Genomic DNA, 24,441 nt, shown 5'->3' with positions numbered 1-24,441 from the left:
AGGCGAAGTCAGGCGCGTCCCTGATACGCGCCGACGCTGTTTTCGGGGCCCGTACCGTACATCGATCCACGAGCGCCTGAACGGAATCAACGAGCTGAAACGCCGCTTTGCCGACACCAAGAGCAGATTGGCCGACGCGGAGAGCCTGAGCGGCTGTCTCCGGCCCGACAGCCGCATGACTTTCACGAACGGGCTCGTTCGTTGCGCTGCCCGCATCGGCACGCCCGGACCGGGCGACACCGTGCCCTAGGCTGGCAGGACGACCACCTTCGTCTTGACCGGCGTCTTTGAATACAGGTCGATCATGTCCTGGCTGAGCAGGCCGACACAGCCGCTCGTGACGCCGGAGCCGATCGAGTCCGGATCGCTGCTGGCGTAGATCGTGTAGAGTGTGTAGGCGCCGTTCTGGTAAAGGTGGAGCGTGCGCGCGCCGAGCGGATTGTCGAGCCCGCCGGGCATGCCGCGCGCCCATTTCGCCGCCTCGGGCTGGCGCTTGATCATCTCCCTGGGCGGTGTCCAGGTCGCCCATTCGGACTTGCGCCCGACATAGGCGTCGCCGTTCCAGCGGAAGCCGTCGCGGCCGACATTGGCGCCATAGCGGGTGGCGTTTCCGTCGCCCTCGATGCGGTAGACGTAGTAATTGCCGGGATCGACGATGATCGTGCCGGGTGCTTCCTTGGAGTCGTAGCGGACCGTCCGGCGGAAATATTTCGGATCGACCTTGCTGACGTCGACCGCCGGGATCGGGAATTTCTCTTCGGGCACCGGGCCGTAGACCCTCTGCGCCTCGGCGAAGCTCATCCCGTCGGAGGTCGCGCAGCCGCCCAGCCCCAGCGCGCCGATACCAACGGCTGAGCCGACCAGAAACGACCGGCGGTTGAGAAGCTCCGACCGGCGCCCGAGCAATGCGATCTCGTTCATACCACCGTCCATGATCATGGTTTTGGAGTTTCCGATGCTCTGTTGCCCGACGAGATAGCACTCCGGCATAAATCTGTCGAACGTCTTTGCCGATCCGAGACTGCAGTCACACGTCCCGATTGGTAAGCTCGGGTCTTCACCGCACGAATTTTCCGTCCTCCAAAGTCGTTACCGTACACACGGTCTCGCAGTCTCACTTCGGACCGGAACCGCGCGTCAATTGAGCGGATTCCCACATGCTGCTGTCGACTTCATCGGATCGCCTGCGTGGAATTCGAGATCGGCACTGAAACGCGTGACTCGCCCCGTCTTCGGGCCTCAGCGATAGCGGCGCTGGACGACGAGATTGGCAACGACCGTGAGCAGCAGTGTCGCCGTCATCAGGATGAAGGAGATCGCCCCGCCGAAGGGCCAGTTGTTCTGCTGGGCGAACTGCCCGTAGACCAGCGGCCCCATCATCTGGAATTTCGGCCCGCCGAGCAGGACCGGCGTCGCATAGGCATTCATGGCGAGGATGAAGGTGAGGATCGTGCCGGCGAGAACGCCCGGCATGGCCAACGGCCAGAGCACGCGCCGCACCATCGCGGCCGGCGCCGCACCGAGGCTGAACGCCGCCTCCTCGACATTGCGCGGAATCCCTTCGATCACGCTCTGCAACGTCAGCACCATGAAGGGCAGGTTGACCGCAATGATGCCGATCAGCACCGCGGTCTCCGTGAACATGATCTCGATCGGCTGGTCGATCAGTCCGAGCCCCATCAGCGAGACGTTGAAGGCGCCCTTGTTGCCGAAGGCAGTCATCCAGCCGGCCGCCCGCACCGCGTTGCCGACGAAGAGCGGCAGCACCACGGCGATGATCAGCAGGTTCTTGAAGCGGCTTTGCGTGCGCGCCAGCACATAGGCCAGCGGAAAGCCGAGGATCAGGCACGCCAGCGTGCAGATCACCGCGACGCGCACCGTGCGCAGCAACACGTTGAGATAATACGGGTCGGTGAAGAACTTGACGTAGTTTTCGATCGTCAGCCCGTCGACCATGAACTGGCCCGGGATGAACTGGTTGAGCGAATAGCGGAACAGGATCGCGATCGGCCCGATCAGGCCGACCATGACGAGGATCGTCGCCGGGATGACGAGCAGGCCGGCAAGATGCGTCCGGGAGCCGGCGACCGGCTCAGGCGCGGCGGCGCTCATGACAGCCTCCCCGTTCTTTCCGGGGCGCTCCTACGGAGCGCCCCCCAAACCCTTGAACACGACACGGAACCAGGCAATGCCGTTGCCTCCCCGAGGCGCGAGCCGGACCGACGCCCGGAGCCCGTCCAGGATGCCGAAGCGATCATGGTCAGCGGCTGCGGGCCTGCGGCTCGCATCGGAATGGCGAGGCGGCGCATCCTCACGCCTTGAAGACCTTGTCCCACCATTCCTTCATGGCCGCGTCGTTCTTGGCGAGGAAGGCGTAGTCGAGATCCTTGAGGCGCTTCTCCTCCTCAGGGGTGAAGCCGATGCGCTTCTGCAGGTCCGCAGGGACCGCGAGCCCCGATACGGTGCCGTTGTAGCCCATATCGGCGGCGAAGGCCTCCTGCGGCGCCTTCTCGAGCATCGCGTTCATGTAGGCGTAGGCGTTGTCCTTGTTCGGAGCGTTCTTCGGAATGACGAAGCCCGAAACGTAGATCGGAATGCCCTCGATGGGCGCGATCGCCTCGCAGGGGATGCCGGCATTCTGCCACTGCACCACGCGCGCCTTCCAGATCGCGCTGATGCCGACCTCCTCGTTCTTCATCGCCTGGGCGAAGGCCTCATTGGTCGGATAGACGCGCCCGCCGGCCTTCTTCACCGCAAGCAGCACCTCCTTGGCCTTGTCGAGATCGTTCATGCTGGCGCCGTTGGTGGCGGCCATCGAGGCGGCGATCATGATCGACTGGTATTGGATGTCGATGAAGCCGATCTTCGACCCCCATTTCGGGTCAAGCCAGTCCTTGAAGCCGGTCGGCGCGGGGCTGATGATCTTCGGATTGTAGATGACGACGTTGCCCGAATAGATGTGCCCGACGCCATACGGATACTTCATGGTCGGCAGCAGGCTTTTGGCGTTCGGAAGCTTGGAATAGTCGATCTGCTCGACGACGCCGGCCTCGTTCATTTCGAACATGTTCGCAGCCGAGAGGCCGTGAATATCGACGGTGCCGCGCGGCAGGCGCCTCTCCGCGATCATCTTGGCGCGGCGCGGCGCGTCGCTGGCCTGGTCCTGCACCACCTCGACGCCCTTCGGCTTCAGCAGCGGGTCTTCGATGTTCTTGGTCAGCAGGCGGGCATAGTCGCCGCCCCAGGTGCCGACGACGACCCTGCCGCCGGATTGCGCCCGTGCTGGCAGGCCCGATACGGCAAGGCCGCCCGCCAGGCTCATACCCGCCAGAAGGCTGCGGCGATCGATTGTGAATGTCATCTCTGTGACTCCCCTGATTGGATGTCTGGAAACGCGCGGCTCATACCGCGCGCGGATAGACGAGCCCGACATCAGCGGCCCAGCCTATGGTGAGGGTGTCGCCCGCCTTCGGCTCCACCATGCCGCGGCGGTTCGGGATCTGCAGAAGCATGCGGTCCTGCTCCGACAGCGCGACATCGATCTCGAGCAAGGCGCCGAGATAGGAAACGTACTCGACGCGCGCCTGGAAGCCGTTCGGCAGGGCTTCGCTCTCGGCGCCGACCGCGACCCGCTCGGGCCGGAGCGCAAGCGTCGCCGGCCCCGGCACGGCGGCGGCCATGCAGGCGATGTCGAGTCCTCCTGCGCTGCGGAACCGGCCAGCCTCCGCGACAGACCCTTCCAGGAAGGCGCTGCGCCCGATGAAGCCCGCGACGAAACGGTCGGCCGGCTTCTCGTAGAGCTCGCGTTGGCTGCCGATCTGGCGCACCTGCCCCTTCTCCATGACCACGAGGCGATCGGCCATGGTCAGCGCCTCTTCCTGATCATGCGTCACCATGATCGTCGTCAGGCCGAGCTTGCGGGTGAGATCGCTGATCTCGACCCGGACCTCCTGTCGGAGCTTGGCGTCGAGATTGGAGAGCGGCTCGTCGAGCAGAAGCACGTCCGGCTCCATGGCGAGCGCCCGTGCCAGCGCCACACGCTGCTGCTGGCCGCCGGAAAGCTGCCGGGGGTACCGGGTATCGAAGCCGGTCAGGCGCACGAGGCGCAGCGCCTCGGCGACGCGCGGGGTGCGTTCGGCGGCCGAAACCTTGTGCATTTCCAGCCCGAAGGCGACGTTCTCGGCGACTGTCATATGCGGGAAGAGCGCGTAGCTCTGGAAGACCAGCCCGCAATTGCGCTTCCACGGCGGCAAGCCAGTCACGTTGCGCTCACCGATCGTAATCGAGCCCGCCGAAGGCGGCATGAACCCGGCGATCATGCGCAGGGTCGTGGTCTTGCCGCAGCCGGACGGGCCGAGCAGGACCAGGAACTCGCCATCGGCGACGTCGATGGTGACGTCGTCCACCACGGTGAGGTCGCCATAGCGTTTGTTGAGATGATCGATCGAAAGGCGTGCCATCAGACGACCCGGCTCAGTTTGACGTAGCGGTCGGTGACGATCATCGCCACGGCGATCAGGACGATCTGCATCAGCGACGCCGCAGCGACGGCCGGATCGATCTTCCATTCCAGATATTGGAGAATCGCGATCGGCAGGGTGATCCGGCCCGGCCCGACGAGGAACAGGCTCATCTCCAGATTGCCGAAGGAGGTCACGAAGCCGAACAGCGCCGCCGCGACGATACCGGGGCGGATACCAGGGAGGGTCACCCGGCGGAAGGTGGTCCAGGGGCCGGCGCCAAGGTTCTGGGCGGCCTCCTCGATGCTGCGGTCGAAACCGGCGAGGCTCGCGGTGACGAGCCGCACCACCCAAGGCAGCACCACCAGTGAATGCGCCGCAACCAACCCGGCGAGCGAGCCGAGGAGTGGCCACCCTGTCGCGATCTCCGTCTCGATCTGGAAGACGTAGATCGAGGTGCCCAGCACGATGCCGGGCATCACCAGCGGCAGAAGCAGCAGCGTGTTGATGCCGGGGCCGAGCGGGATGCGGTGACGGACGAGCACAAGGCTCGCCGGAACCCCGAACAGGAGCCCGATCAGGGTCGAGAGCACCGCGACCTGCGTGCTCAGCACGAAGCCTTCCCGGAACGACTTGTTGGCGATCGCCGCATCGAACCAGCGCAGCGAATAGCCTTCGGGAGGAAAGGAGGGAATCTCCTGGCGAAAGAAGGCGAGCCAGGTCACGAAGAACAACGGCATCAGGATGAAGCCGAGGGTGAGTGTGGCGGCGCCGTTCAGAGCGTAGCGCCCGAGGCTGGATCCGGACGCGCTCATGCTCGCCTCCCGCGGCGGCGGCCGGCCGCAATCCCGGCCCGGCGTCGTCTTTCCCTGCCCCAGTCGCTCATTCGCCTTCGTCCCCAACTCGCTGTTTGCGCGCGCGCCTCAAGCCCGCAGCGGCCATGCCGGCATCCGGATCAGTGCAGCGTGTTCTTGTGAAAAACGCCGCCCTTCATGATCGCCACCAGATGGCGGCCCTGATCCTGAAACAGGCCGAGGTCCTTGAGCGGATCCCCGTCGATCAGGATCAGGTCGGCGAAGGCCCCGGCACGAAGCGTGCCAAGCTTGCCTTCCATGCGCAGGAGCTGTGCGCCGATCGTCGTGGCGGAGCGAATGATCTCGATCGGCGACAGCACCTCCCGGCGCAGCAGGAACTCCCGCGATTGCTCGACCTGGAGCTGCCCGAGCAGATCGCTGCCGAACGCCACCGGCACGCCGGCGCGCTTGCAGATCTCGAGGGAGCGCAGGCCGCCATCGATGACGAGGTCGTTCTTGGCCAGCATCTCGCCTGTCATGCCGAAATCGGCGGCACGCTCCTTCATCGCATAATACGCCACCAGATTGGCCGTCAGGAACATGTCCTTCTCGGCCATCAGCGCAGCACTGGCCTCGTCGATCAGATTGCCGTGCTCGATCGCCCTGACGCCGCAATTGGCCGCGCGCGTGATCGCTTCGGGCGTATAGGCATGGGCGCAGACATAGCGGCCGAAGGCCTTCGCCTCCTCCACCGCGGTGCGCACCTCGTCCTCGCTGAACTGCATCGAGTCGAGCGGGTCATAAGGCGAGGCGACCCCGCCGGACATCATGATCTTGATGTGGTCGGCGCCGAGCCGCATCTGCTCGCGCACCGATTTGCGAACCGAGGAAACCCCGTCCGAGACGTTCATCGTATAGGCCATCGCGTTGCAGCAATGGCAGCGCGCGCCGAAATCGGTACGCCGGCGCGGATCGCTGTGGCCGCCCGTCGGCCCGATCGCCTGGCCGGCGATGAACAGGCGGGGACCGGCGACATCGCCCTTCTCGACGGCCTCCTTGATGCCCCAATCGGCCCCGCCCGTATCGCGGACGCTGGTAAAGCCGCGATCGAGCATGCCCTTCATCAGCCTGACCGCGCGGGCCGTCATCAGCGTCAGCGGAACGGATTCCAGCAGGCGGATATAGACCTCCGACAGGAAGACATGGACGTGGGAGTCGATCAGGCCGGGCATCAGCGTGCGACCCCCGCAGTCCAGTACCGCGGCCTTTTCGATCTTCAGCGGCTTGTCGGAGAGTTCCCGGATCGTCTCCCCTTCGATCAGCAGTTCATAGCCTCGGCGCAGCTCGCCGAATTCCGGCTCCAGAAGGGCGAAGTTCCTGAGATGCAGCATGGTCATCGGCAATGCCTCCCAGCTCGGCGTGGAACAATTCTTCCGCGCCTCCTGCCATCGTGAGAAGAGTGTTTCCGCTTGTCCATGCCGAACCCGCCAGCCGGCGACAATTTCAGCTCCGACAAGTCGGGGAACATGGAGAGCAGCCTCGTCGAGGAATGGAACGACAGGCTCAATTCAGGCTCGTGCGCTTGAGGAAGACGCCACTCTTCATGATCAGCGGCATGTGCTTGCCCTGGCGGGTCAGCAGCGAGAGGTCCTTCAGCGGGTCGCCATCGACGACGATCAGGTCGGCATGGGCGCCGGGCGCGACCGTGCCGATCTGCCCCTCGAGCCGCAGCAGCTTCGCCGCGACATGGGTCGCCGAGGCGATGACCTCATGCGCCGGCAGGGCGCGGCCGCGGATCACGAACTCCTCCGACTGGTACTTGTGCATCTCGCCGAGCAGGTCGCTGCCATAGGCCATGGCGAGGCCCGCCTTCTTCATGATCGCGAGCGACTCCATCCCGGCCGAGCGGACGACATCCACCTTGGCAACCGAATCCGGCGGGAAGCCGAGCTTCGGCCCGTCCGAGACCAGCTTGTCGTAGGTCACCAGCGTCGGCACGGCGACGGCCCCCTTGCTGGCGGCGAGCTTCGCCGTCTCGGCCTGGATCAGGTTGCAATGCTCGAGCGAATGCACGCCGGCCTCGACGCAGCGGCGGATCGCGTCGTCCGTATAGACATGCGCCGAGACATAGGTGCCGGCCATCCGCGCTTCCTCGACCACGGCCTCGAGCTCGCTGACGGAGAAGCCGAGGAAGTGGATCGGGTCGGTCGGGGAGGCGCAGCCGCCATTGGCCATGATCTTGATGAAGTCGGCGCCGCCCTTCAGCTCCTCACGCGCGGCGCGGCGGACCTGGTCGACGCCGTCGCAGATGCGGCCGAGCGCGCCCAGCCGATGGCGCTCGATCACGCTCGGGCGGTCGTCGTAGCGGCCGCGGAAATCGGCATGGCCGCCGGTCTGGCTCAGCGCCTTGCCGGAGATGACGAGGCGCGGCGTCGGGAAATGGCCTTCCTCCGTCGCCTGCTTCAGGCCGAAATCGGCGCCGCCGACATCGCGCACCGTGGTGAAGCCGCGCATCAGCATCGCCCGCATAATGCCGAAGGAGCGGGCGGTGACGAGCGAATCCGGCAGGCGGGCATTCGCACCGAGATCGGCGACGCCGGCGACGACATGGACATGGGCGTCGATCAGGCCGGGCATCAAGGTCTTGCCCTTGAGGTCGACGACCTTGGCCTTGGCCGAGGTCACGGCCTTGCCGACCTCGCGGATGGTGCCGCCCTCGACGAGGACGCTGACGGGCGCGCCTGCCTCCGGCGCGGAGCCGTCGACGATGCGGGCATTCGTGAAGAGGGTGGAAGCCACGGGCATGTTCCTTCGGGCAGGCTCAGGAGGATGGAATCAGGCGGCCTTGTTGGCGGCGCGAGCGGCGAGGAAGGCCGGCACCAGCATGGGCGCCAGCCGCTCGACCGGCGCGACATGCTCCTCGCGGTAGTGATGTTCGGGAGCGAGCAGGTTGATCGTGCCGACGACCTTGCCATCGTAGATCGCGGGGATGTTGATGACGGAGCCCAGCCCCATGCTCTCGATCAATTCATGATCGAAGAAGGCCCAGCGGATACCGGCCTTGTCCTTGCCGAGATAGGGCTGGCGGCCGTCCAGCACATGCTTGCCCCAGGGCGTCGGGCCCATCGTCTTGCGGCCGGAGACCGGATACTCGTCCGGGCGGTTGGAATACATGCGCGCGACCTCCTGCCCGTCGACATAGAGCAGGGTCAAGAGCTCATGCCCGACGAGCCGCCTGGCGATGTCCTCGAAAGCCTTGAAGGCAGCCTCGGGCTGGCCCGGCTCCTTGAGCAATGCGGCGAGGATGGCGAGATCGTCTGACATGGCGGGCCTTCGGTTTCAGGCGGCAGCCGGCGGGACCGGCGCCTTCGGAATTCGTTCGGGCAGGATGCCCTGCGGCTTGAGGTGCAGGACGAGGATGAGCGCCAGGCCGATCAGCATCTCGCGCGTGGCGGCAAGCTGGACCGGCTGCAGCCCGGGCACCCACTCGGTGAGGAAGCGCGTCGCCTCCAGGAAGATCACGACGCCATAGGCGCCGAGCACCGCCCCGCTCGGGCGGCCGACGCCGCCGGCCGTGACGGCGAGGAAGATGTAGATCGTGATCAGCGGCTGGAAGTGATCGGGCGAGATATAGGATTGGAAATGCGCGTAGAGCGCACCTGCCAGCGCCGCGATCGCCGCCGAGAGTGCGAACGCCTGGAGCTTGAAGCGCAATACGGTCTTGCCGGCGAAGGCGGCGAGCTGCTGATCCTCGCGGATGGCCTTCATGGCGCGGCCATAGGGGGAGCGGTCGAGCCGGCGCAGCAGCGCCCAGACGACGATCAGCACCAGCGTGACCACCCCGAGATAGAAGAAAGCGAAATTCTGCGTGCCGAGCTCCGCCTTCAGCGGCGCCTTGATGCCGGAGATGCCGTCCGAGCCATTGGTCAGCCAGCGTTCGTTCAGCGCGACAAGGCGGATCACTTCGGCGAAGCCGAGCGTGACGATGGCGAGATAGTCGTCGCGTAGCCTAAGCGTCGCGAAGGTGACGATGAGCCCGACCGCTGCGCCGACGACGAGTGCCGCTCCCCAACCGATCAGGACGGGCGCACCGGCGCCGGTCGCGAGCGCCGAGGCATAGGCACCGACAGCGAAGAAGCCGGCGAGGCCGAGATTGACGAGGCCGGCCCCGCCCCAGATCAGGTTGAGGCTGAGCGCCAGAAGCCCATAGATGCCGCAGAGCGTCAGGGTGAAGATCAGATAGGACAGCATCAGGCGGCCCTTTCACCGAGGATGCCGCGCGGGCGGAAGGTCAGCATCAGCAGGATGGCGACGAAGCCGACGGCGGTGCGGTAGGTCGCGGGAACGGCCAGCAGCGCGAGCTCCTCGGCAACGCCGAGCATCAGCGCACCGAGGACGGCGCCGGGGATCGAGCCGAGCCCGCCGAGGACGGAGGCGGCAAAGACGGATAGGAGCACGCGATAGCCGGTCAGCGGGTCGATCGAGGTGTCCAATCCGATCAGGACGCCGCCCATCCCGGTCAGCCCCGCGCCGAGGAAGATGGTGACGATCGCGATCCGAGCCGGATCGATGCCCTTGAGCCGTGCGAGGTCGGGATTGTCGGCGACGGCCCGCATCGCCTTGCCGAAGCGGGTGTAGCGCAGGAAGGCGAACATCGCGGCCATGATCAGCACCGCTAGCAGGAGGCTCTGGAGCTGCTGCGGACCGATGCGCAATTCGCCGAAGCGCATGTCGCGCGCGATCGGCAGATCGTAGCCCCGCATATCGTTGCCGAAGATGAAGCGCACGATGTTCTCGAGCACGAGATTGAGCGCGATCGAGGCGATGGCGACAATCAGCGCGCCGTTGTCGCGCAGGCGCTTGAGCGCAGTCTCCTCGGCGACGACGCCGACCGCACCCGTCACCACGAAGGCGACGACGAGCGCGGCCACCACCGGCAGCCCCATCTGCGCATTGGCCCACCAGGCGGCGAAGGCGCCGATCGTGGCGTAAGCGGCAATGGCGAAGTTCGGATAGCGCAACACCGCGAAGATGGCGGAGAAGCCGATGGCCGGGACAGCGATCAGCGTCCCCGTCATCACCCCGTTGATGAGCGCCTGGAGAAGCTGGGTCACGCGATCTTCACCAGCGCGAGCTTGCCTGATTGCACCTGTTCGTAGCGGAACCGGCAGTCGCTGATGTCGCCGGTCTCGGTGAAGTCGCAGGGGCCGCTGGCGCCGTCATAGTCGACCGGCTGCTTGGCGGCGATCGCCTTGAGGCCGTCGACCGCATTGTCGACTTTCACCCCGCCGGGAGCCTGGCTGACCTTGCGGATCGCGTCCTTGATCGCAGGACCTGACGCCTCGCCCGCAAGCGCGATCGCCATCAGCACGAGATTGATCTGGTCGTAGATCTGGGTGGTGTAGGGATCGGGCGAGGCGACGCCGATCATCTTCACCAGCCGCTCATAGGCCTTGGAGCCCTCGGCCGGCGATGGCGCGATGGTGAAGGTCTTGTCGACCACCTCGGCCGGCACGCTCTCGACCAGCTTCTGGTTGACCGAATAGGCGAAGGCGACCTTCAGCCCCGAGAAGCCGGCGCGATAGATGTCCTTAAGCATCACGGCGGTGTCGGGGGTGTAGCCGCTGAAGATGATGGCGTCCGGCTTGAAGCGCAGCGCCTCGTCGATCTCGGTGCGGTACGCCGGCTTCTTGTCGTCATAGATCAGCGAGCCGGTCTCCCCGCCGGCCGCCTTGACGGCGGCGGTGATGTTGTCGAACTGGCTCTTGGCGAAGGGCGTCTGCGGCGAGAGGAAGAAGACCCGCTTGGCCTTCTGGTCGATGCAGAACTCGCCGAACTTCTTGCCCTGCAGTGTCGTATTGGGCTGGGTGCGGACCAGATAGCCCTGATGCGGCAGCAGCGTGATCGAATCCGCGCCGGAGACCGTCGCCAGGAAGGTCTTCGATTCCCAGCACAGCGGCGCGACGGCGGTCGTCACCGAAGAGGCCCAGGTGCCAAGGATGGCCGAGACCTTGTCGACGTCGATCAGCTTGCGGGCGGCGCGCACGCCGGCTTCCGGATTGGTCTGGTCGTCTTCGGAAACCAGCTCGACCTTGCGGCCGAGCACGCCGCCGGCCGCATTGACCTCGTCGATCACGGCCTTGACCGCCTTGACCATGACCGGGCCGTAGGGGCCACCGGAGCCGGTGAGCGGCGTCAGCGTGCCGATCCTGATCGGGGCGCCCTGCGCGAGGGCGCGACCGGACAGGGCCGAGAGGCTGGCGAGGGCGGCGGCTCCGGTCAGGAGCCTGCGGCGATCAGTTGCGAACGGCGTCATGATGGTCCCCTGCTTGTTTTGCTTGATTGTTACGGCGTGGTTCCGTCCTAGCCGCCGAGGAAAAGCCGGCGGATATCCGGATCGTTGGCGAGCGCCGGCCCGGCGCCCTCGCGGCTGTTGCGGCCGGAAACCAGCACATAGCCGCGCGTCGAGATTTCGAGCGCCTCGAGCGCGTGCTGTTCGACCATCAGGATCGGCAGCCCACCCTGGTTGAGCTTGACGATCGCGTCGAACAATTCATCGGCCGCCCTTGGCGACAGGCCGGCCGTCGGCTCGTCGAGCAGCAGCAGCGAGGGCGCGTTCATCAGCCCCATCGCCATGGCGAGGATCTGGCGCTGGCCGCCCGAGAGCGTGCGCGCCAGCGCCTTGCGCTTCTCCGTCAGCATCGGATAGCGCGCATATAGCTCCTCGCTGCGCTTGCCGACCTTGCCCGGCTCCTGGAAGCCGCTGATCTCCAGGTTCTCGGCGACCGTCATCGCGCCGAAGACGTTGCGCTCCTGCGGCACGAAGCCGATGCCGGCGCGCGCCCGGCCGAGCGCATTCGCGCGGGTGACGTCAGCGCCGTTGAGGCGGATCGCCCCTTCGCGCGCCGGGACGAGGCCGGCGATGGCCTTGAGCAGCGTCGACTTGCCGGCCCCGTTGGGACCGATGATGGAGACGATCTCGCCGGGAGCAACCTTGAGCGATGCGCCCTTCAGGATCTGTTCGGCCGCGCCGTAGCCGGCGACGATGCCGTCGACGGTGAGCAAGTCTCCGGGTGCCGGGCTCAATGCCGCCTCCCGAGATAGGCTTCCTGCACGCGGCTGTCGGAGGCGACCTCCTCGAAGCTGCCCTGCGTCAGCGTTCGTCCCTCGGCCATGACGATGACGGGCGCGCAGAGCTTCCGGATCAGCCCCATGTCGTGCTCGATCAGGCAGATGGTCAGCCCGTTGCGGTTGAGCGCGACGAGGTGCTCGGCGATCTGTTCGGTCAGGCTTGGATTCACGCCGGCCATCGGCTCGTCGAGCAGGAGAAGCTTGGGCGCGGCCATCAGGGCACGGCCGATCTCGACGAGCTTCTTCTGGCCGCCGGAAAGCGCGGTGACGGGATTGTCGAGCACATGGTCGAGCTTGAGCCGCCGGGCGATCTCGAAGGCGCGTTCGGCCAGTTCCGCCTCCCGCCTGCGAGCACGGCCAGTGCCGAGCAGCGCCGCCAGCAGATGCTCGCCGGGCTGGTCCGCGCCGTAGAGCATCAGGTGCTGGAAGACGCTGAGCTTGGGAAAGCCGCGGGCGAGCTGGAAGGAGCGCACCAGCCCTGCCGCAACGAGTTTCTCCGGCGGCAGGCCGGCCGTCTCGGTCTGGCCCAGCCGGACAGAGCCTGCGCTCGGCCGGTAAAGGCCCGACACGGCGTTGAACAGAGTCGATTTGCCGGCGCCATTCGGCCCGATCAACCCGGTGAAGGAGCCTTGCGGCACCGCGAAATCGACGCCGCGCAGCACCTGAACGCCGTAGAAGCCGAGCTTCAGGCCCTCGATGGTCAGGGCAGCCGTCATGCCGTGGCAGCCTTGCGCGCTTTGGCGGCGACGATTGCGGGCTTGATCGGGAAATGCTGGCGCACCTGCTGCTTCCAGAAGTTCAGCATGCTCTCGTAGTAGACGGGGTCGTTGGGACGCAGCACGGTCTGGCTGATCATGCCGCGCACGAGACACATGGTGGCGTTCATCACGATCCGGGTATGGTCGGGGTCGGTACCGGCGCGGGTCGCGAGCGCTGTCCAGACCGCGTCGAGGCCGGCATGGAATTCGCGGACGGTCGGGATGAGCTCCGCGCGGAAATCGGGATTGTGGCGGGCCTCCGGCAGATACTCCATCGTCACGTAGAAGAGCCGGTCGTCCATCATCCGCCAGATGTAGTCGACGATCTCGTCGCTGGAGCCGCCCCGCTCCATGAAGTCCTCGGCGAAGCGGTGCAGGTCGCGGGCCGCCTTGCTCAGCAGGTCGGCAACGGAGGCGCTGATGATTGCCTCGCGGCCGGCGAAATGATGGGTCAGCGCGCCGCGGGAGACACCCGCATGCAGGGCGATCTCCGGGGTGGTGGTGCGGGAGAGGCCTCGGTCGTGAAGCAGGTCGATGGTCGCAGCCATGAGACGCGTCGAGGTCTCGGCGCTGCGCTCCTTCTGCGATCGTCTCTTGCCGGTTTCGCTCACGCCAACCTCGCTGCCGGGATCGCGGGGAGGTTGTGCTTTCATTTACAAACAGTCAAGCCTGTTTTTATCGAATCTGTATGCGCCTGCTTTCACGGGGCGGCGCATTGCGCGTGAAAGAACAACGGGCGGTTGCAGCCGCGGCGAGTCAGAGCGCCCCGGCCCTTTTTGAGGGCGGTGCATTGGGGCCGAGGCGATGGAGGCGCCTGGCTCCATGCCGGGATCAATCGAAACGATCTTCAGGGAACAACCATTGGGCCAGGCAGAGAATGTTCCCTGGAGAGCGCTCCAGGCTGTCCTGCTAATCTGCTCGGTTCGTTGAGACCTTCTCCCAGCCCTTGTCTGGATTGAAGCTCTGCATACGCGCCGCGATGCGGTTGGTGCCGGAGCCAAGGTCCTTCTGATAGACCGTCCCGGCGTGATTGAGCATGAAACTCGTTACACCGGAGCGGCCATACTCGGCCGGATACGCCAGCAGGGCAAAGCCGCCGAGCATCTTGCCGCCGGCGACATAGTCGATCGCGCCGCCCGGCGCCGAGGACCCCTGGCGCTTCAGGACCTTGTAGTAGTAGCCGTGGAAGGGCCGGCGCGTCTCACCCGCCTTATAGCCTTCCGCCGCAGCTTCAGCGGCGAGTTCGCCCAGGGGACTCGGCTCCTCTCCAGCGGCGCTGTTCCAGTAGAGGCCATCCTTGGCGCCCGGCCGGCTGACGATCCTCTGCGCATAGACGCCCGCGCCCTGACCGGTTCGGTCCTTGGCGGCGTATTCCTGCTGCGCGTCGAAGAATGCAAGGCTCGCCTGGATCGCCGCGAGCTCGTTGCGACCGATGCGCCTGGCGAGGATCTCGTCGCGGCCGGATACGCCATCGAACTTCCAGCCCTCGCCCCGGCGCACGATCGGGATCGGGAAGGGAAAATCATCCGGACCGACGAGCAGCGTCGCCTTGTCGCCCCGCTCGTTGATCGAATGCCGGCTGTCATAAGCTTCGAGGAAGCGCTTGCGATCCGCTGCATCGGCGACGTCGTCCCCGGAATGCAGGCTATCCCGCCCGACAATTCCGAGAACGGCGCGCAAGCGCTTTTCCTCGTTTCCGCGCGCCGCCTCGATCAGCGCCGTCGCAGCATCCGACGGCGTCTTGAAGGGCTCCTGCGCTTTCGCGGCCGTCGCCGCCGCGAGAATGCCGAATGCGGCCGCGCAGATCAGGCGAAATACTGATCGCTCCATTGGCGATGCGATGGTCATGGCCTTGCATCCTCGACATGCGAGACATGGGCGGGAGCCGGCGATCCTTCCCGGTGGCCTTGGCCTCCGGCCGGAACCCGCGCGCCCGACGATTTCCACTGTTCAAAAGTCTGGAACGGCACGCCCAGTTGACGGTAATCGACCCTCAGATAGCCATCCGAGCCGCGACGCACCGCCCAGGGCGCGACGCCTTGGACCTCCTGCGCGATCACACCGACATAGCTTTGCTGCGAGCCGTTATAGGCGAAGCGGTAGAAACCCAGGCCGTTATCCAGCCGGCCGATCAACATGATGTCATGCTTGAGCTGGATATCGGAGCGACGTCCGCCGCCGCCTCCACCGCGGCCTCCGCCTCCGCCAACCCGGCCGCCGCCACCTCCGAAGCCGCCGCCGCCGACCCGGCCTCCTCCACCGCCATAGCCGCCGCGCATCCCGGGGCCGCCGGCATGCATCGCGCGGCCTCCTCCCGGACGGGCGCCCATGCTCGCATGCCCGCGTTGCGACTGAAGGTTAGCGCTGCGACCGGATTGCATCCTGTATGCGCTCTCGCGCGATGCCGCGGCGCGGTTCGCGCCGCTGGACGGACGCCGGGCCTGCTGGGACGCCCGGGCCTGACCGCCGCGTCCGGCTTCCGGCCGCCGCTGCTGCGTCGCCGCCCGTGGCTGACCGCCGCGTCCACCATCGGGCCGCGCGCGGTCGCCGCCCGGGCGGTCGGGCCTGGCGCCCGCGCCGGGGCGGTCGCCCGGCCTTTGTTCCGGGCGGGCACCTGCTCCCGCCCCGCCGCGGCCGCCTTCGGGGCGCAGCACCTGGTCCCCGCCGCGTCCGCGGAAATCCATCCGTCCATCCGCCCCGGCCCGGATATTGTTGTTGCCCGCGAAACGCTGCTGGACCGCGTTGTTGCGATACTGCACGCCATGGCGATGCTGCGGGTTGTGCTGCCAATGCGTTACCCGGTCGCGGTTGATATTGATGTTGTTGTTGTTCCAGTTGACGTTGCCGCCCCAGTAATTGCCGTTGTTCCAGCGCCCGAGCGCATAGCCGGCTCCGAAAGCGAGACCCGTCGCCACGACGCCGGCGGCGACATAGCCGGTGTAGGGGAAGTAATAGGGCGGGTAAGCGGGTTCGGGCCAGGCGCCGTAGACCACGCCTGGATCGTAATAGGGCACGTAGACGGTGTCGGCCACGGCCGGCTCGATCGCGATCGTCTGCCGCCCGCTCTCCTGCCGGACCGCAACCACCTGCTGGGGGCCCGAGGACAGCTTCTTGTTGTCATAGGCTCGCGTCCGCATCCGCTGGACGCCGTCCATCACGTCGGGCTGCTGGGCCAGCACCGCGTCGCCGAGCTTTTGCGTCCAGTCGAGATTCTTGCTCATCATCTCCAGCACCGAAGGCGTGGCGACGAGCGACTTGACGCTGACGTCCCAGGCCTGCTTTTCGGCCTCCACCTTCAGGGCGTCACCCTTGAGCTTGTTGTTCGTGGCGAGCCAACGATCCGCCTGCACGACTTCGAGCGGATAGGTCGAGGCCATCAGAACCTGCGCCAGCAGCGTATCCGGATAGAGCGCGATCGGCGCAACGAGCGCGTCGAGTTGCGCCTTGTTCAGGAGTTGGTCGGCTTGGACGGGAGTGCCTGCCGATGGCTGCGGTTGCCCGGGTGGCTGAACCTGCGGCGTCTGCGCGAATGTCTGGGAGGTAAGGCCGCCCGCGATGATGCAGGCCAGCAGGATCCGGACAGGCATGGCATTCTCCCGACAAAGACGTCCGGGGCGATGGGCGCTCCGGCGCAAAACCCCCTCACTTTCTGGCGTAACCATTTTGCTGCGCTGCCTGCAGCGCGCGGAAGGCTTCTGCTCGAATACATGATCAATTTGCCCGGCCCGGATTGGCCTTCCGACCTCCGATTTTAGACGAAAGTGGCTCGCGCGAACCTGTTCTCAAGGACAATACGTTGCCGACCCGGCTTGTGATGAAATCCCTCCGATAAAGCCGTCGAGATCAACGCCACCGATGTCGCGCTCGACAACCGGCGCGAGGTCGCCACGCATCCCATCATCTCGAAATATTTCAGGGTCGCCGGCGCCGGCGGGATGGTGCCGAAAGGATACGGGAGCAGCGGCTTCGTCGATCCTCTTGATCGCGACACGCGCTGAGACGACCATTTACGCGGCATGTGGGGGATGAATTGCCGGAGCCCACCCGCATGACGCTGGTCTGCCGCACCACGGGCTTGCACGGCACCTTGTTAAGGGGCCTGCTCGCATCTGACTACATTATCCAGGCCAACAGGACTTCGCACAATTCGGTTCTGCTGCAGGCTTGCCCGGACCGGACGGCAGACAGGCGCGATGCGGACGCCGGACATACGGGATCGGAACGTCGATATCACGGCCGGAGGCGAGGCAGATGGCGCAAGAGTTCAAAAGCATCCTGGTCTGCCTGGTGCCAACCGACGATGGCGATGGCGGGGCAACCTCCGCCGTGCGCTTTGGCGTCGGCCTCGCACGTCGTTTCGGATCGAGCCTGACCTTCCAGGCCTTCGTCCCGCGTGCATCCTTGCCTTACAGCCCGATCGGCGGTTTCGCCGCCGGAATCGTCGCGGAGGAGAACAAGCGCCGGCGAGCCTTGGTCGAGACGTGTGCCGCAGCGGCTCGCGCTATTGTCGACGAAGCCGGCCTGAGCTGTGTGTTTGACCTGCCCGATCTCGCCCTCGACGATCTGACTGAGCGCTTCAACCAACAGTCACGTCTCCATGATGTGGCTGTTCTCGATGGGAACAACGATCTTTTCGAAAGCAACCGCTATGCGGTCGAGGAGGCGCTGTTCAATAGTGGACGACCGGTAATCGTCGTGCCGAAGCTGGGAGGCAATCCTGCGCCGCAGCGGCTTGCTATCGCTTGGGATGGCAGCGCCCGTTCAGCCCGCGCCGTCGGCGATGCGATGCCGCTGTTACAGAGTGCACAATCCGTCTCGGTCGTAGTCGTCTCCGGAGAAAAAGATCTGAGCCGCGCAGCCCCCGCCAGCGGCTTGATCAGCTTTCTCGAGCGCCATCGCGTGAAGAGCGAGTTCGTGAGGCTCGATGCGGCCGGCGGCGACGTCGCCGAGGCTCTGCGACAGCACGTTCGTGATAGCGCGACCGAGTTGATCATCATGGGCGCCTTCGTTCACTCGCGGTTCCGCCAGGCCATTCTAGGCGGCGTGACAAGCTCGCTACTTCAAAACACCCCGGTGCCTCTATTTTTGGCTCATTGAGCGGCCATGCGCGCAATGTGGCGCTGCCTGCGCCAACTCAATCGATAATGTGATAACCCCCGTCGATATAGAGAACCTGACCGGTCATGAGCCGGGCGGCGTCATGCGCAAGAAATGCGGTCGCGGCGCCGACATCGTCGATGGAAACGAGCTCGCGGGCCGGCGACTTTCGCTTGGCCTTTTCCAGCAGGGTGTCGAATTCGGGGATGCCGGAAGCGGCGCGTGTAGCCAGCGGGCCGGGCGAAATCGCGTGCACGCGAATTCCCTTCGGGCCCAGTTCGGCGGCCATGTAGCGGACGGCGGATTCAAGGGCTGCCTTGGCCACGCCCATGATATTGTAGTTCTCCACGACCATCTGCGAGCCGTAATAGGTCATGGTGAAGAGCGTGCCGCCATTCTTCATGAGCGGCTCCGCCAACTGCGCCATGCGGAGGAACGACCAGCAGGAAATCTCCATCGTTTTCAGGAAGCCGTCGAGCGGGGCATCGGTGACCCGGCCGGCCAGCGTATCGCGCGGCGCGAAGGCGATGGAATGGACCACGAAGTCGAGCTCGCCCCAGCTTTCGGCGATCTGTTCGAAGACCGCCTCGATCTGCCCCGGCACGGCCACGTCCAGCGGCAGGACGATGGGAGCTTCCAACTGCCGGGCAAGTGGTTCGACATGGGGGCGCGCCTTCTCGTTGAGATAGGTCACGGCCAGTTCGGCTCCGAATGCACGGAAGGCCCGGGCGCAACCCCAGGCGATGGAGCTCTCATTGGCGATCCCGACGATCAGGCCCCGCTTTCCCTCGAGCAGCTTTGCTTTCGCGGTTGGAATGGTCATGACGGCCTCGACTCAATGGGTGGCAGTGATCAGTCTCAAGGTATGGCCGGCGATCATCAGTTCCTCATCGGTCGGAACGACGTAGACCCCGATACGGCTGGCGGGCGTCGAGATCAGCGATGAACCGGCTCGGTTGGCCTCCGGATCGAGCTCTGCTCCCAGCCACGCCATGCGGCTGACGATGCGTTCCCGCAGCTCGGGCGCATTTTCTCCGATGCCCGCTGTGAAAACGAAGGCATCGAGCCCGCCCAGCGCCGCTGTCAGCGAGCCGATGTTGAGAGCGCAGCGATAGACGAAGTGGTCGATCGCGAAAGCGGCGCGCGGATCCTCGCTTGCGAGCAGATCGCGCATATCGTTGGAGATGCCGGACAATCCCTTGAGTCCGGCTTCATGGTAAAGCAGTTTCGAAACGGCCTCGGCCGCCATCCCCTTCTGCATGATCAGGTGCAGCACGACACCGGGGTCGAGCTGCCCCGGACGCGTTCCCATCGGCAGCCCGTCGAGCGCGGTGAACCCCATCGTGCTCTCGACGCTGCGCCCGTCCAGCAAGGCGCACATCGAGGCGCCGCTGCCCAGATGAGCGATAATGATCCGCCCGACGGCAAGCTGCGGAATGATCTCGCGGAGGCGCCCGGCGATATACTCGTATGACAGCCCGTGGAAGCCGTAGCGCCTGATTCCCTCGCGGTGAAGCGCCAGGGGCAAAGCATAGAAATCGGCCAGATCCGGATGGTTGCGATGGAAGGCGGTGTCGAAGCAGGCGATCTGCGGCACGTCCGGATTGATGTCCATCGCGAGCCGGATCGGCAACAGATTGTTGGGCTGGTGCAGCGGCGCCAGCTCGGCATAGGTCGCGAGCTTGTCGAGGAGCGCGTGATCGATGATGGTCGGAGCAGAGTAGTCGGGTCCCCCGTGCACGACACGGTGACCGATCGCCAGGAGGCTGTACCCCTCCAGGCTGCGCAGCCACGTTCGGGTCTTGTCGATCGCCGCAGGAAGATCTGGCACCTCCTCGCGCTGCAGGATCAGATCGATCAGAGGCATGCCCCCGGCATCGGACGCGCGCAGGCGTGGCCGCTGGCCGATGCCGTCGAGCTGCCCCCGCACCTGGCGTGTCAGCGTCGCCTGGGAGACCGTGAAGATCTGGAATTTGAGGCTCGACGAGCCGGCGTTCACCACAAGGATCGCATCCATGGGCTCAGACCGCCGCCACGGAGGCGACTCCCCGCCGGGCGACGGCATAGAGTGCGGCGACGGCGCATGATGCCAATCGCGTGCGGACCGTATCGGCCCGCGATGTCAGAATGATCGGCACGCGCGCGCCCAGGACGATTCCGGCCGCATCGGCATGGGAGAGAAAGGTCAGATTCTTGGCCAGCATGTTGCCGGCCTCGAGATCGGGAACGACGAGGATCTGCGCGCGCCCGGCCACCGGCGATTTGATGCCCTTGATGCTGGCGGCTTCCGGGGAAATGGCATTGTCGAAGGCAAGCGGGCCGTCGACCAATGCGCCCGTGATCTGGCCGCGATCGGCCATCTTGCACAGCGCCGCGGCCTCCATTGTGGAAGGGATCTTGGTCGTCACGGTTTCGACGGCCGACAGGATCGCGACGCGCGGCACGCCGAGGCCGATCCCGGTCCAAAGATCGACCGCGTTCTGAACGATATCGCGCTTTGCGTCGACATCGGGGAAGATATTGATCGCCGCGTCGGTGATGAAGAGCGTCTCGGCATGGCCGGGCACGTCCATGATAAAGACATGGCTGATGCGCCTCTCCGTGCGCAGACCGGTGGCCGAGGCTGCAACCTCCCGCATCAGCTCGTCGGTATGAAGGCTGCCCTTCATCAGCAGCTCGCCGCGCCCTTCCCGGATGAGCTTGACGGCTTCGGCCGCTGAGGCGTGACTGTGCGGCGCGTCGACGATCTCGATACCATCGAGATCCAGCCCCTCGGCCTCGGCGACTTCAAGGATTCTTGGCCGCGGCCCCACCAGAATTGGCACTATAAGACCCTCGTCGCGCGCTTCCAGCGCACCTCGAAGGGAGGTGGCGTCGCAGGGGTGGGCGACGACCGTCAGCGCCGGCGTGTCGCTGCGCGCCGCCGCAATCAGCCTGTCGTATTTGGAGCCCGGTTTCGCGGTGTCCGCATCCAAAGTGCTGTCGTCGACGCGCATGCCTAGGCCCTCTGTCGGGTGGCGACGTGCAGCTTGCCGGGAGGATTCGAACCCATCGGTGAAGCAACCTCGAAAAGACGTCGGATCTCTTCGAGCCGGTCTGCAGCCTCCCCCGAAAGTGAACCTCGCGCCGTCGCCACTTGCTCAATAAGCTTGAATGCAGCGGTTCGGCCCTCGTGATCAGGGGGCAACAGGCCGGGCAGTGTCCGCAACGCCTCGGCCTGATCGATCAGCAGCATGAAGAACTGTTCGCGCGTCAGCGCTTTGAATTCGCTCAATGTCAGGCGGCGGAGATGCTGGCCCTGCCTGCGCAATCGCCGGATCGCTTCGAAACTGCGTTCGTCCGCGCTTTCCCGCGCCATGCCGACATAGAGAAGCGCCCGTACGCAAGCGTTGAGCATGTCACCGGATGCCATGCTCGCGCGTAGTTCCTCGATACGCTTCGCGAGGAGCTCGGCGTGCAACTTGCTCTTGGGGGCGTCTCGAGGTCGGCGTTGCGAATGCGTGTCGATGCCCGCCGCCGATTGGAGCAGCGGCGAGCCATAGACGGTACGGAAGGTCTGCTCAGATATCCGCTCCACGATCTGGCGCCAATTGTCGAGAGCGCCGACGATCTGGGCCGAGGCGGCTTCCTGTGCCTTGAGGAAGACGTTGTCGTCTGCAACCTGCTGGCGCTCCTGGCGCATCTTGGGAGCCGCTACGTCGAGCCAGGAAAAAAACGGGTTCCGCGAGCCGAATATCTCATATTGCAGGCGCAGCGGGTGCATCGCCCGCATTGCCCCGGCAACGGCAGGATTGGCGTTCATCTGGATCCAGGGCTGAACCAGCGCGCGGTAGAGCGAGAGATTTATCTCCGATACGCGGGCGACGGTGGCGAAGCGGCGCTCGTCCTCAAGCTCGTTCCCCCCGAGCGCTCGGATGTCGTCGAGGGTTCGCGCTTCGCAGCGCATCACCCATTCGCCGCTCACCAGATCCGGGTTGGCCTCGGTTCCGGTCTTCGGTTCGAAGATCGCTTCGTAGAGACCCGGCGGCAGGACGTCGATGAAGTCGATGTTGGACGCGAACTCGTCATGCTCCTTCCGGGCGACCCCGGCCGACACGAAGATACCGAGATGTCCGATCTTGTCGTGGATGGCGTAGACGATCGTCTGCCCATAGGAACGGATCTCGTCGACGCTGCCGTAGAGATCGAGGATCCAGTCGAGCGCCTGCTGAGGCGGAGTGATATTGTCGCCCTTCGAGCAGAAGACGACGATCGGCGAGCGGATGTTGCGGAGGTCGATGGCCGTGCCGTCGGAGGTTCTGATTTCGCCGCAGGCCAGCCGGTTACCGATGAAGAGCTCGTCGACGATGAACTGGATTTCCTCGGCATTCAGGGTGACGTGGCCGCCCCACCACTTTTCGAAGCCGAGATAGCGTTCCACCTCCGTGTCGATCTTGGAATACAGGTTGTACTGCTTGCTCCAGAGCGTATTGGCCGGGTTCTGGCTCTCGAAGTTCTGGACGAGCCATGCGCCGTCGAAGGTACCCGCACCGAGATCGCTGGTGAGGGCGGTCAACCAGCTCCCGCCCAGCAGGCCGCCGGCGTATCGCATCGGGTTCTGGCCTTTCACACCCGCCCAGTACGACAGGGGCGAGCCGGCCAGGATGATGGGGCCGAAGAGTTCCGGCCTCAGCGCGGCCAGGATCATGACGGCCCAGCCCGCCTGGCAGTTACCGACCACACATGGTTTGCCGTCGGCCTCCGGATGCCGCGCAATGACCGCTTCGAGAAATACCGCCTCGGCGAGCGCGACGTCTTCTATCGTCTGCCCCGGAACAGCGTCAGGCAGGAAACCGACGAAGTAGCAGGGATGCCCGGCCCTCATCGCGACGCCGATCTCGCTGTCGGCCTTGAACCCGCCGATGCCCGGTCCGTGGCCCGCGCGTGGATCGACGATGACGAAGGGGCGCTTGACCTTGTCGACGACCATGCCTGGAGGAGGAGCGATCCGCACCACGACGTAGTTGACGGGCCGGGGCAGGCTGCGTCCGTCGCAGACCAACTCGGTGTCATAGTCGAGGACATGGGGAGCGAGCTGCGCCAGATGCTCCTCATACTGGAGGCCGCGCTGTCTCAAGGCATCCAGGAACAATACGAGACGCTGCGAAGCGTCGGTCGCATAGGAGAGCGCGTCGGCGAAGGCGTCAGCGGGGTCTTTGGCCATGGCCGCACTCCGGGGGCTGCTTCACGCTTGAAAGGGCTTCGACGTCGCCACGGGGGATACTGCGATCCATCAAACACGATGCTTGAGCATGGCCCAACGCCGCGTCGCTGTTCATTCGTAGCCCAGCGCGCGTTTCCCCGACGGCGTGGTGCTGCCTCTATCGGGCATGTCCACTGCGTACGACGCCCACACCACCACATCGGGCGGTTTCAGCGTATTGTCCCTAGGGACAGCTTGCCATGAACAAAGAGCCGTCAAGCCGCATCGCTCACGGAGGTCATCGACCGCCTGCCAAGCCCCCTGGTCGAGCTTGCCTCCAACCAGGCCAGCGCGAGCGCTTTCTCGTTTGCTGGAAACAGCCTGATCTCGTCCGCCACGAAGTGCTTCGCAATGTGGGGAACGAGCTTCAAAACTTCACCGTCTGAAACAACCGCAACGCGCTCGATTGTGCGATGGTGGCCCCTCGCGAACTCCAGATGGGAGATGAGCGCTCCGATGCCTTCCCAGCCTGGAAATGAAGGCGCATCGACCATCAGGCCATTGAGCGTCCCTTTTGGCCGGATCCGCTACTTCTTGGCCCACATGCCGATCAGACGTGGCAACCTCGCAAGCCTCGAGCTTAGCCGCCAGCTTGTCCCGCGCAACGGCGAATGGCTGGTGACGTTGGAGGCCAATGAAATTAAAAATGGTCGGGCATGCTCCGCGCCGACGCCGCGAAGCTGGCCACTCATCTCAAGGCTGTCTCGCGATATGCCGGCTGCACCGTCGGAAATTCGACACCCTCCGAGAGTCATTGGCGGCTGACGAGACACGCACGGAAGCGCTGGGCATTCTTCGATCGCTGATCGAGGCTGTCGTTATCGATCGTATCGAGTGCAGCTACGAGATCGAGCTGATCAGCGAGATCGCGAGCATGATCGATCTGGCGGCGGGGTGCGGGCAACAAAAAAGCCGCCCTGGGAGGGCGGCTTTGGATACCGAAGATCGGCGTTTGGCGA

At 65.3% G+C, this 24,441-nt stretch carries 23 protein-coding genes; 2 read left to right on the top strand and 21 right to left on the bottom strand.

Going from position 1 to position 24,441, the window contains the following annotated elements; genetic code table 11:
* Positions 1-246: 246 nt before the first annotated feature.
* The 16 genes from AC2FAN_RS13405 to AC2FAN_RS13330 form a co-directional block, all read right to left on the bottom strand.
* Positions 247-939 (bottom strand): L,D-transpeptidase family protein, encoded by a 693-nt coding sequence (locus AC2FAN_RS13405; protein WP_485174625.1) that lies wholly within the window; start codon positions 937-939, stop codon positions 247-249.
* Positions 940-1,239: 300 nt separating this feature from the next.
* Positions 1,240-2,112 (bottom strand): ABC transporter permease, encoded by an 873-nt coding sequence (locus AC2FAN_RS13400; RefSeq protein WP_485174623.1) that lies wholly within the window; start codon positions 2,110-2,112, stop codon positions 1,240-1,242.
* A 199-nt stretch (positions 2,113-2,311) separates the two neighbouring features.
* Complete coding sequence (locus AC2FAN_RS13395; protein ID WP_265050836.1) at positions 2,312-3,361, bottom strand: ABC transporter substrate-binding protein; 1,050 nt, start codon at positions 3,359-3,361, stop codon at positions 2,312-2,314.
* A 40-nt stretch (positions 3,362-3,401) separates the two neighbouring features.
* Entirely contained in the window at positions 3,402-4,460 is a 1,059-nt protein-coding gene (locus AC2FAN_RS13390; protein WP_485174620.1) for an ABC transporter ATP-binding protein, read from the bottom strand.
* A complete protein-coding gene (locus AC2FAN_RS13385) occupies positions 4,460-5,275 on the bottom strand; it encodes an ABC transporter permease (RefSeq protein WP_265050838.1) in 816 nt (271 codons plus the stop codon). Before AC2FAN_RS13385 ends, AC2FAN_RS13390 begins: the two co-directional genes overlap by 1 nt.
* A 140-nt stretch (positions 5,276-5,415) precedes the next feature.
* Entirely contained in the window at positions 5,416-6,651 is a 1,236-nt protein-coding gene (locus AC2FAN_RS13380; protein ID WP_485174618.1) for a metal-dependent hydrolase family protein, read from the bottom strand.
* A gap of 166 nt (positions 6,652-6,817) precedes the next feature.
* Complete coding sequence (locus tag AC2FAN_RS13375; protein WP_485174616.1) at positions 6,818-8,053, bottom strand: metal-dependent hydrolase family protein; 1,236 nt, start codon at positions 8,051-8,053, stop codon at positions 6,818-6,820.
* A 36-nt stretch (positions 8,054-8,089) separates the two neighbouring features.
* On the bottom strand, positions 8,090-8,578 hold the full coding sequence (locus AC2FAN_RS13370) for a GAF domain-containing protein (RefSeq protein ID WP_485174614.1): 489 nt from the start codon (positions 8,576-8,578) through the stop codon (positions 8,090-8,092).
* A gap of 15 nt (positions 8,579-8,593) precedes the next feature.
* Entirely contained in the window at positions 8,594-9,505 is a 912-nt protein-coding gene (locus AC2FAN_RS13365) for a branched-chain amino acid ABC transporter permease (RefSeq protein WP_485174612.1), read from the bottom strand.
* Positions 9,505-10,368: a branched-chain amino acid ABC transporter permease gene (locus tag AC2FAN_RS13360; RefSeq protein ID WP_485174610.1), complete on the bottom strand. Its 864-nt coding sequence runs from the start codon at positions 10,366-10,368 to the stop codon at positions 9,505-9,507. The genes AC2FAN_RS13365 and AC2FAN_RS13360 overlap by 1 nt, the downstream gene beginning before the upstream one ends.
* Positions 10,365-11,570 carry an ABC transporter substrate-binding protein gene (locus AC2FAN_RS13355; protein ID WP_485174608.1) on the bottom strand — a complete coding sequence of 402 codons (1,206 nt, stop codon included), beginning with the start codon at positions 11,568-11,570 and terminating at the stop codon, positions 10,365-10,367. The genes AC2FAN_RS13360 and AC2FAN_RS13355 overlap by 4 nt, the downstream gene beginning before the upstream one ends.
* 47 nt (positions 11,571-11,617) lie before the next feature.
* Complete coding sequence (locus tag AC2FAN_RS13350) at positions 11,618-12,340, bottom strand: ABC transporter ATP-binding protein (protein WP_485174606.1); 723 nt, start codon at positions 12,338-12,340, stop codon at positions 11,618-11,620.
* Positions 12,337-13,101 carry an ABC transporter ATP-binding protein gene (locus tag AC2FAN_RS13345; protein ID WP_485174605.1) on the bottom strand — a complete coding sequence of 255 codons (765 nt, stop codon included), beginning with the start codon at positions 13,099-13,101 and terminating at the stop codon, positions 12,337-12,339. The genes AC2FAN_RS13350 and AC2FAN_RS13345 overlap by 4 nt, the downstream gene beginning before the upstream one ends.
* Positions 13,098-13,754: a TetR/AcrR family transcriptional regulator gene (locus tag AC2FAN_RS13340; protein WP_265050847.1), complete on the bottom strand. Its 657-nt coding sequence runs from the start codon at positions 13,752-13,754 to the stop codon at positions 13,098-13,100. Before AC2FAN_RS13340 ends, AC2FAN_RS13345 begins: the two co-directional genes overlap by 4 nt.
* A 298-nt stretch (positions 13,755-14,052) precedes the next feature.
* Complete coding sequence (locus tag AC2FAN_RS13335) at positions 14,053-14,991, bottom strand: DUF2950 domain-containing protein (RefSeq protein WP_485174602.1); 939 nt, start codon at positions 14,989-14,991, stop codon at positions 14,053-14,055.
* Positions 14,988-16,730 (bottom strand): DUF3300 domain-containing protein, encoded by a 1,743-nt coding sequence (locus AC2FAN_RS13330; protein ID WP_485174601.1) that lies wholly within the window; start codon positions 16,728-16,730, stop codon positions 14,988-14,990. Before AC2FAN_RS13330 ends, AC2FAN_RS13335 begins: the two co-directional genes overlap by 4 nt.
* Positions 16,731-17,394: 664 nt before the next feature.
* On the opposite strand from AC2FAN_RS13330, the gene AC2FAN_RS13325 reads away from it, so the two are divergent.
* Positions 17,395-18,240, top strand: coding sequence for a universal stress protein (locus tag AC2FAN_RS13325; RefSeq protein WP_485174599.1), 846 nt, complete (start codon positions 17,395-17,397; stop codon positions 18,238-18,240).
* A gap of 37 nt (positions 18,241-18,277) precedes the next feature.
* Here AC2FAN_RS13325 and fabI read toward each other — a convergent pair whose 3' ends face one another.
* From fabI to AC2FAN_RS13300, 5 genes are all read right to left on the bottom strand, one after another.
* On the bottom strand, positions 18,278-19,063 hold the full coding sequence (gene fabI, locus AC2FAN_RS13320) for an enoyl-ACP reductase FabI (RefSeq protein WP_265050851.1): 786 nt from the start codon (positions 19,061-19,063) through the stop codon (positions 18,278-18,280).
* 12 nt (positions 19,064-19,075) lie between these two features.
* Positions 19,076-20,257: an acetate/propionate family kinase gene (locus AC2FAN_RS13315; RefSeq protein ID WP_265050852.1), complete on the bottom strand. Its 1,182-nt coding sequence runs from the start codon at positions 20,255-20,257 to the stop codon at positions 19,076-19,078.
* 4 nt (positions 20,258-20,261) lie between these two features.
* Complete coding sequence (locus AC2FAN_RS13310; protein ID WP_476807382.1) at positions 20,262-21,236, bottom strand: phosphate acetyltransferase; 975 nt, start codon at positions 21,234-21,236, stop codon at positions 20,262-20,264.
* A gap of 2 nt (positions 21,237-21,238) precedes the next feature.
* The gene (locus tag AC2FAN_RS13305) at positions 21,239-23,443 is read right to left on the bottom strand and encodes a DUF3141 domain-containing protein (protein ID WP_485174596.1); all 2,205 of its coding nucleotides are present in this window, start codon (positions 23,441-23,443) and stop codon (positions 21,239-21,241) included.
* 254 nt (positions 23,444-23,697) lie between these two features.
* The gene (locus tag AC2FAN_RS13300) at positions 23,698-23,976 is read right to left on the bottom strand and encodes a SpoIIAA family protein (protein WP_265050855.1); all 279 of its coding nucleotides are present in this window, start codon (positions 23,974-23,976) and stop codon (positions 23,698-23,700) included.
* 260 nt (positions 23,977-24,236) lie between these two features.
* Between AC2FAN_RS13300 and AC2FAN_RS13295 the strand changes: the two genes are divergently transcribed.
* Positions 24,237-24,441, top strand: a 205-nt coding sequence (locus AC2FAN_RS13295) for a hypothetical protein (RefSeq protein ID WP_485174594.1), incomplete at its 3' end; no start/stop codon positions are given.

The organism is Allobosea sp. RIT-PG3_2, assembly GCF_057321085.1.
This window is presented reverse-complemented; position numbering and strand designations above follow the sequence as displayed.

Coding starts and splice junctions, on each gene's coding strand:
- AC2FAN_RS13405 (WP_485174625.1), bottom strand. CDS start 939: ATGATCATGGACGGTGGTATGAACGAGATCGCATTGCTCGGGCGCCGG.
- AC2FAN_RS13400 (WP_485174623.1), bottom strand. CDS start 2,112: ATGAGCGCCGCCGCGCCTGAGCCGGTCGCCGGCTCCCGGACGCATCTT.
- AC2FAN_RS13395 (WP_265050836.1), bottom strand. CDS start 3,361: ATGACATTCACAATCGATCGCCGCAGCCTTCTGGCGGGTATGAGCCTG.
- AC2FAN_RS13390 (WP_485174620.1), bottom strand. CDS start 4,460: ATGGCACGCCTTTCGATCGATCATCTCAACAAACGCTATGGCGACCTC.
- AC2FAN_RS13385 (WP_265050838.1), bottom strand. CDS start 5,275: ATGAGCGCGTCCGGATCCAGCCTCGGGCGCTACGCTCTGAACGGCGCC.
- AC2FAN_RS13380 (WP_485174618.1), bottom strand. CDS start 6,651: ATGACCATGCTGCATCTCAGGAACTTCGCCCTTCTGGAGCCGGAATTC.
- AC2FAN_RS13370 (WP_485174614.1), bottom strand. CDS start 8,578: ATGTCAGACGATCTCGCCATCCTCGCCGCATTGCTCAAGGAGCCGGGC.
- AC2FAN_RS13365 (WP_485174612.1), bottom strand. CDS start 9,505: ATGCTGTCCTATCTGATCTTCACCCTGACGCTCTGCGGCATCTATGGG.
- AC2FAN_RS13355 (WP_485174608.1), bottom strand. CDS start 11,570: ATGACGCCGTTCGCAACTGATCGCCGCAGGCTCCTGACCGGAGCCGCC.
- AC2FAN_RS13345 (WP_485174605.1), bottom strand. CDS start 13,101: ATGACGGCTGCCCTGACCATCGAGGGCCTGAAGCTCGGCTTCTACGGC.
- AC2FAN_RS13335 (WP_485174602.1), bottom strand. CDS start 14,991: ATGACCATCGCATCGCCAATGGAGCGATCAGTATTTCGCCTGATCTGC.
- AC2FAN_RS13330 (WP_485174601.1), bottom strand. CDS start 16,730: ATGCCTGTCCGGATCCTGCTGGCCTGCATCATCGCGGGCGGCCTTACC.
- AC2FAN_RS13325 (WP_485174599.1), top strand. CDS start 17,395: ATGGCGCAAGAGTTCAAAAGCATCCTGGTCTGCCTGGTGCCAACCGAC.
- fabI (WP_265050851.1), bottom strand. CDS start 19,063: ATGACCATTCCAACCGCGAAAGCAAAGCTGCTCGAGGGAAAGCGGGGC.
- AC2FAN_RS13315 (WP_265050852.1), bottom strand. CDS start 20,257: ATGGATGCGATCCTTGTGGTGAACGCCGGCTCGTCGAGCCTCAAATTC.
- AC2FAN_RS13310 (WP_476807382.1), bottom strand. CDS start 21,236: ATGCGCGTCGACGACAGCACTTTGGATGCGGACACCGCGAAACCGGGC.
- AC2FAN_RS13305 (WP_485174596.1), bottom strand. CDS start 23,443: ATGGCCAAAGACCCCGCTGACGCCTTCGCCGACGCGCTCTCCTATGCG.
- AC2FAN_RS13300 (WP_265050855.1), bottom strand. CDS start 23,976: ATGGTCGATGCGCCTTCATTTCCAGGCTGGGAAGGCATCGGAGCGCTC.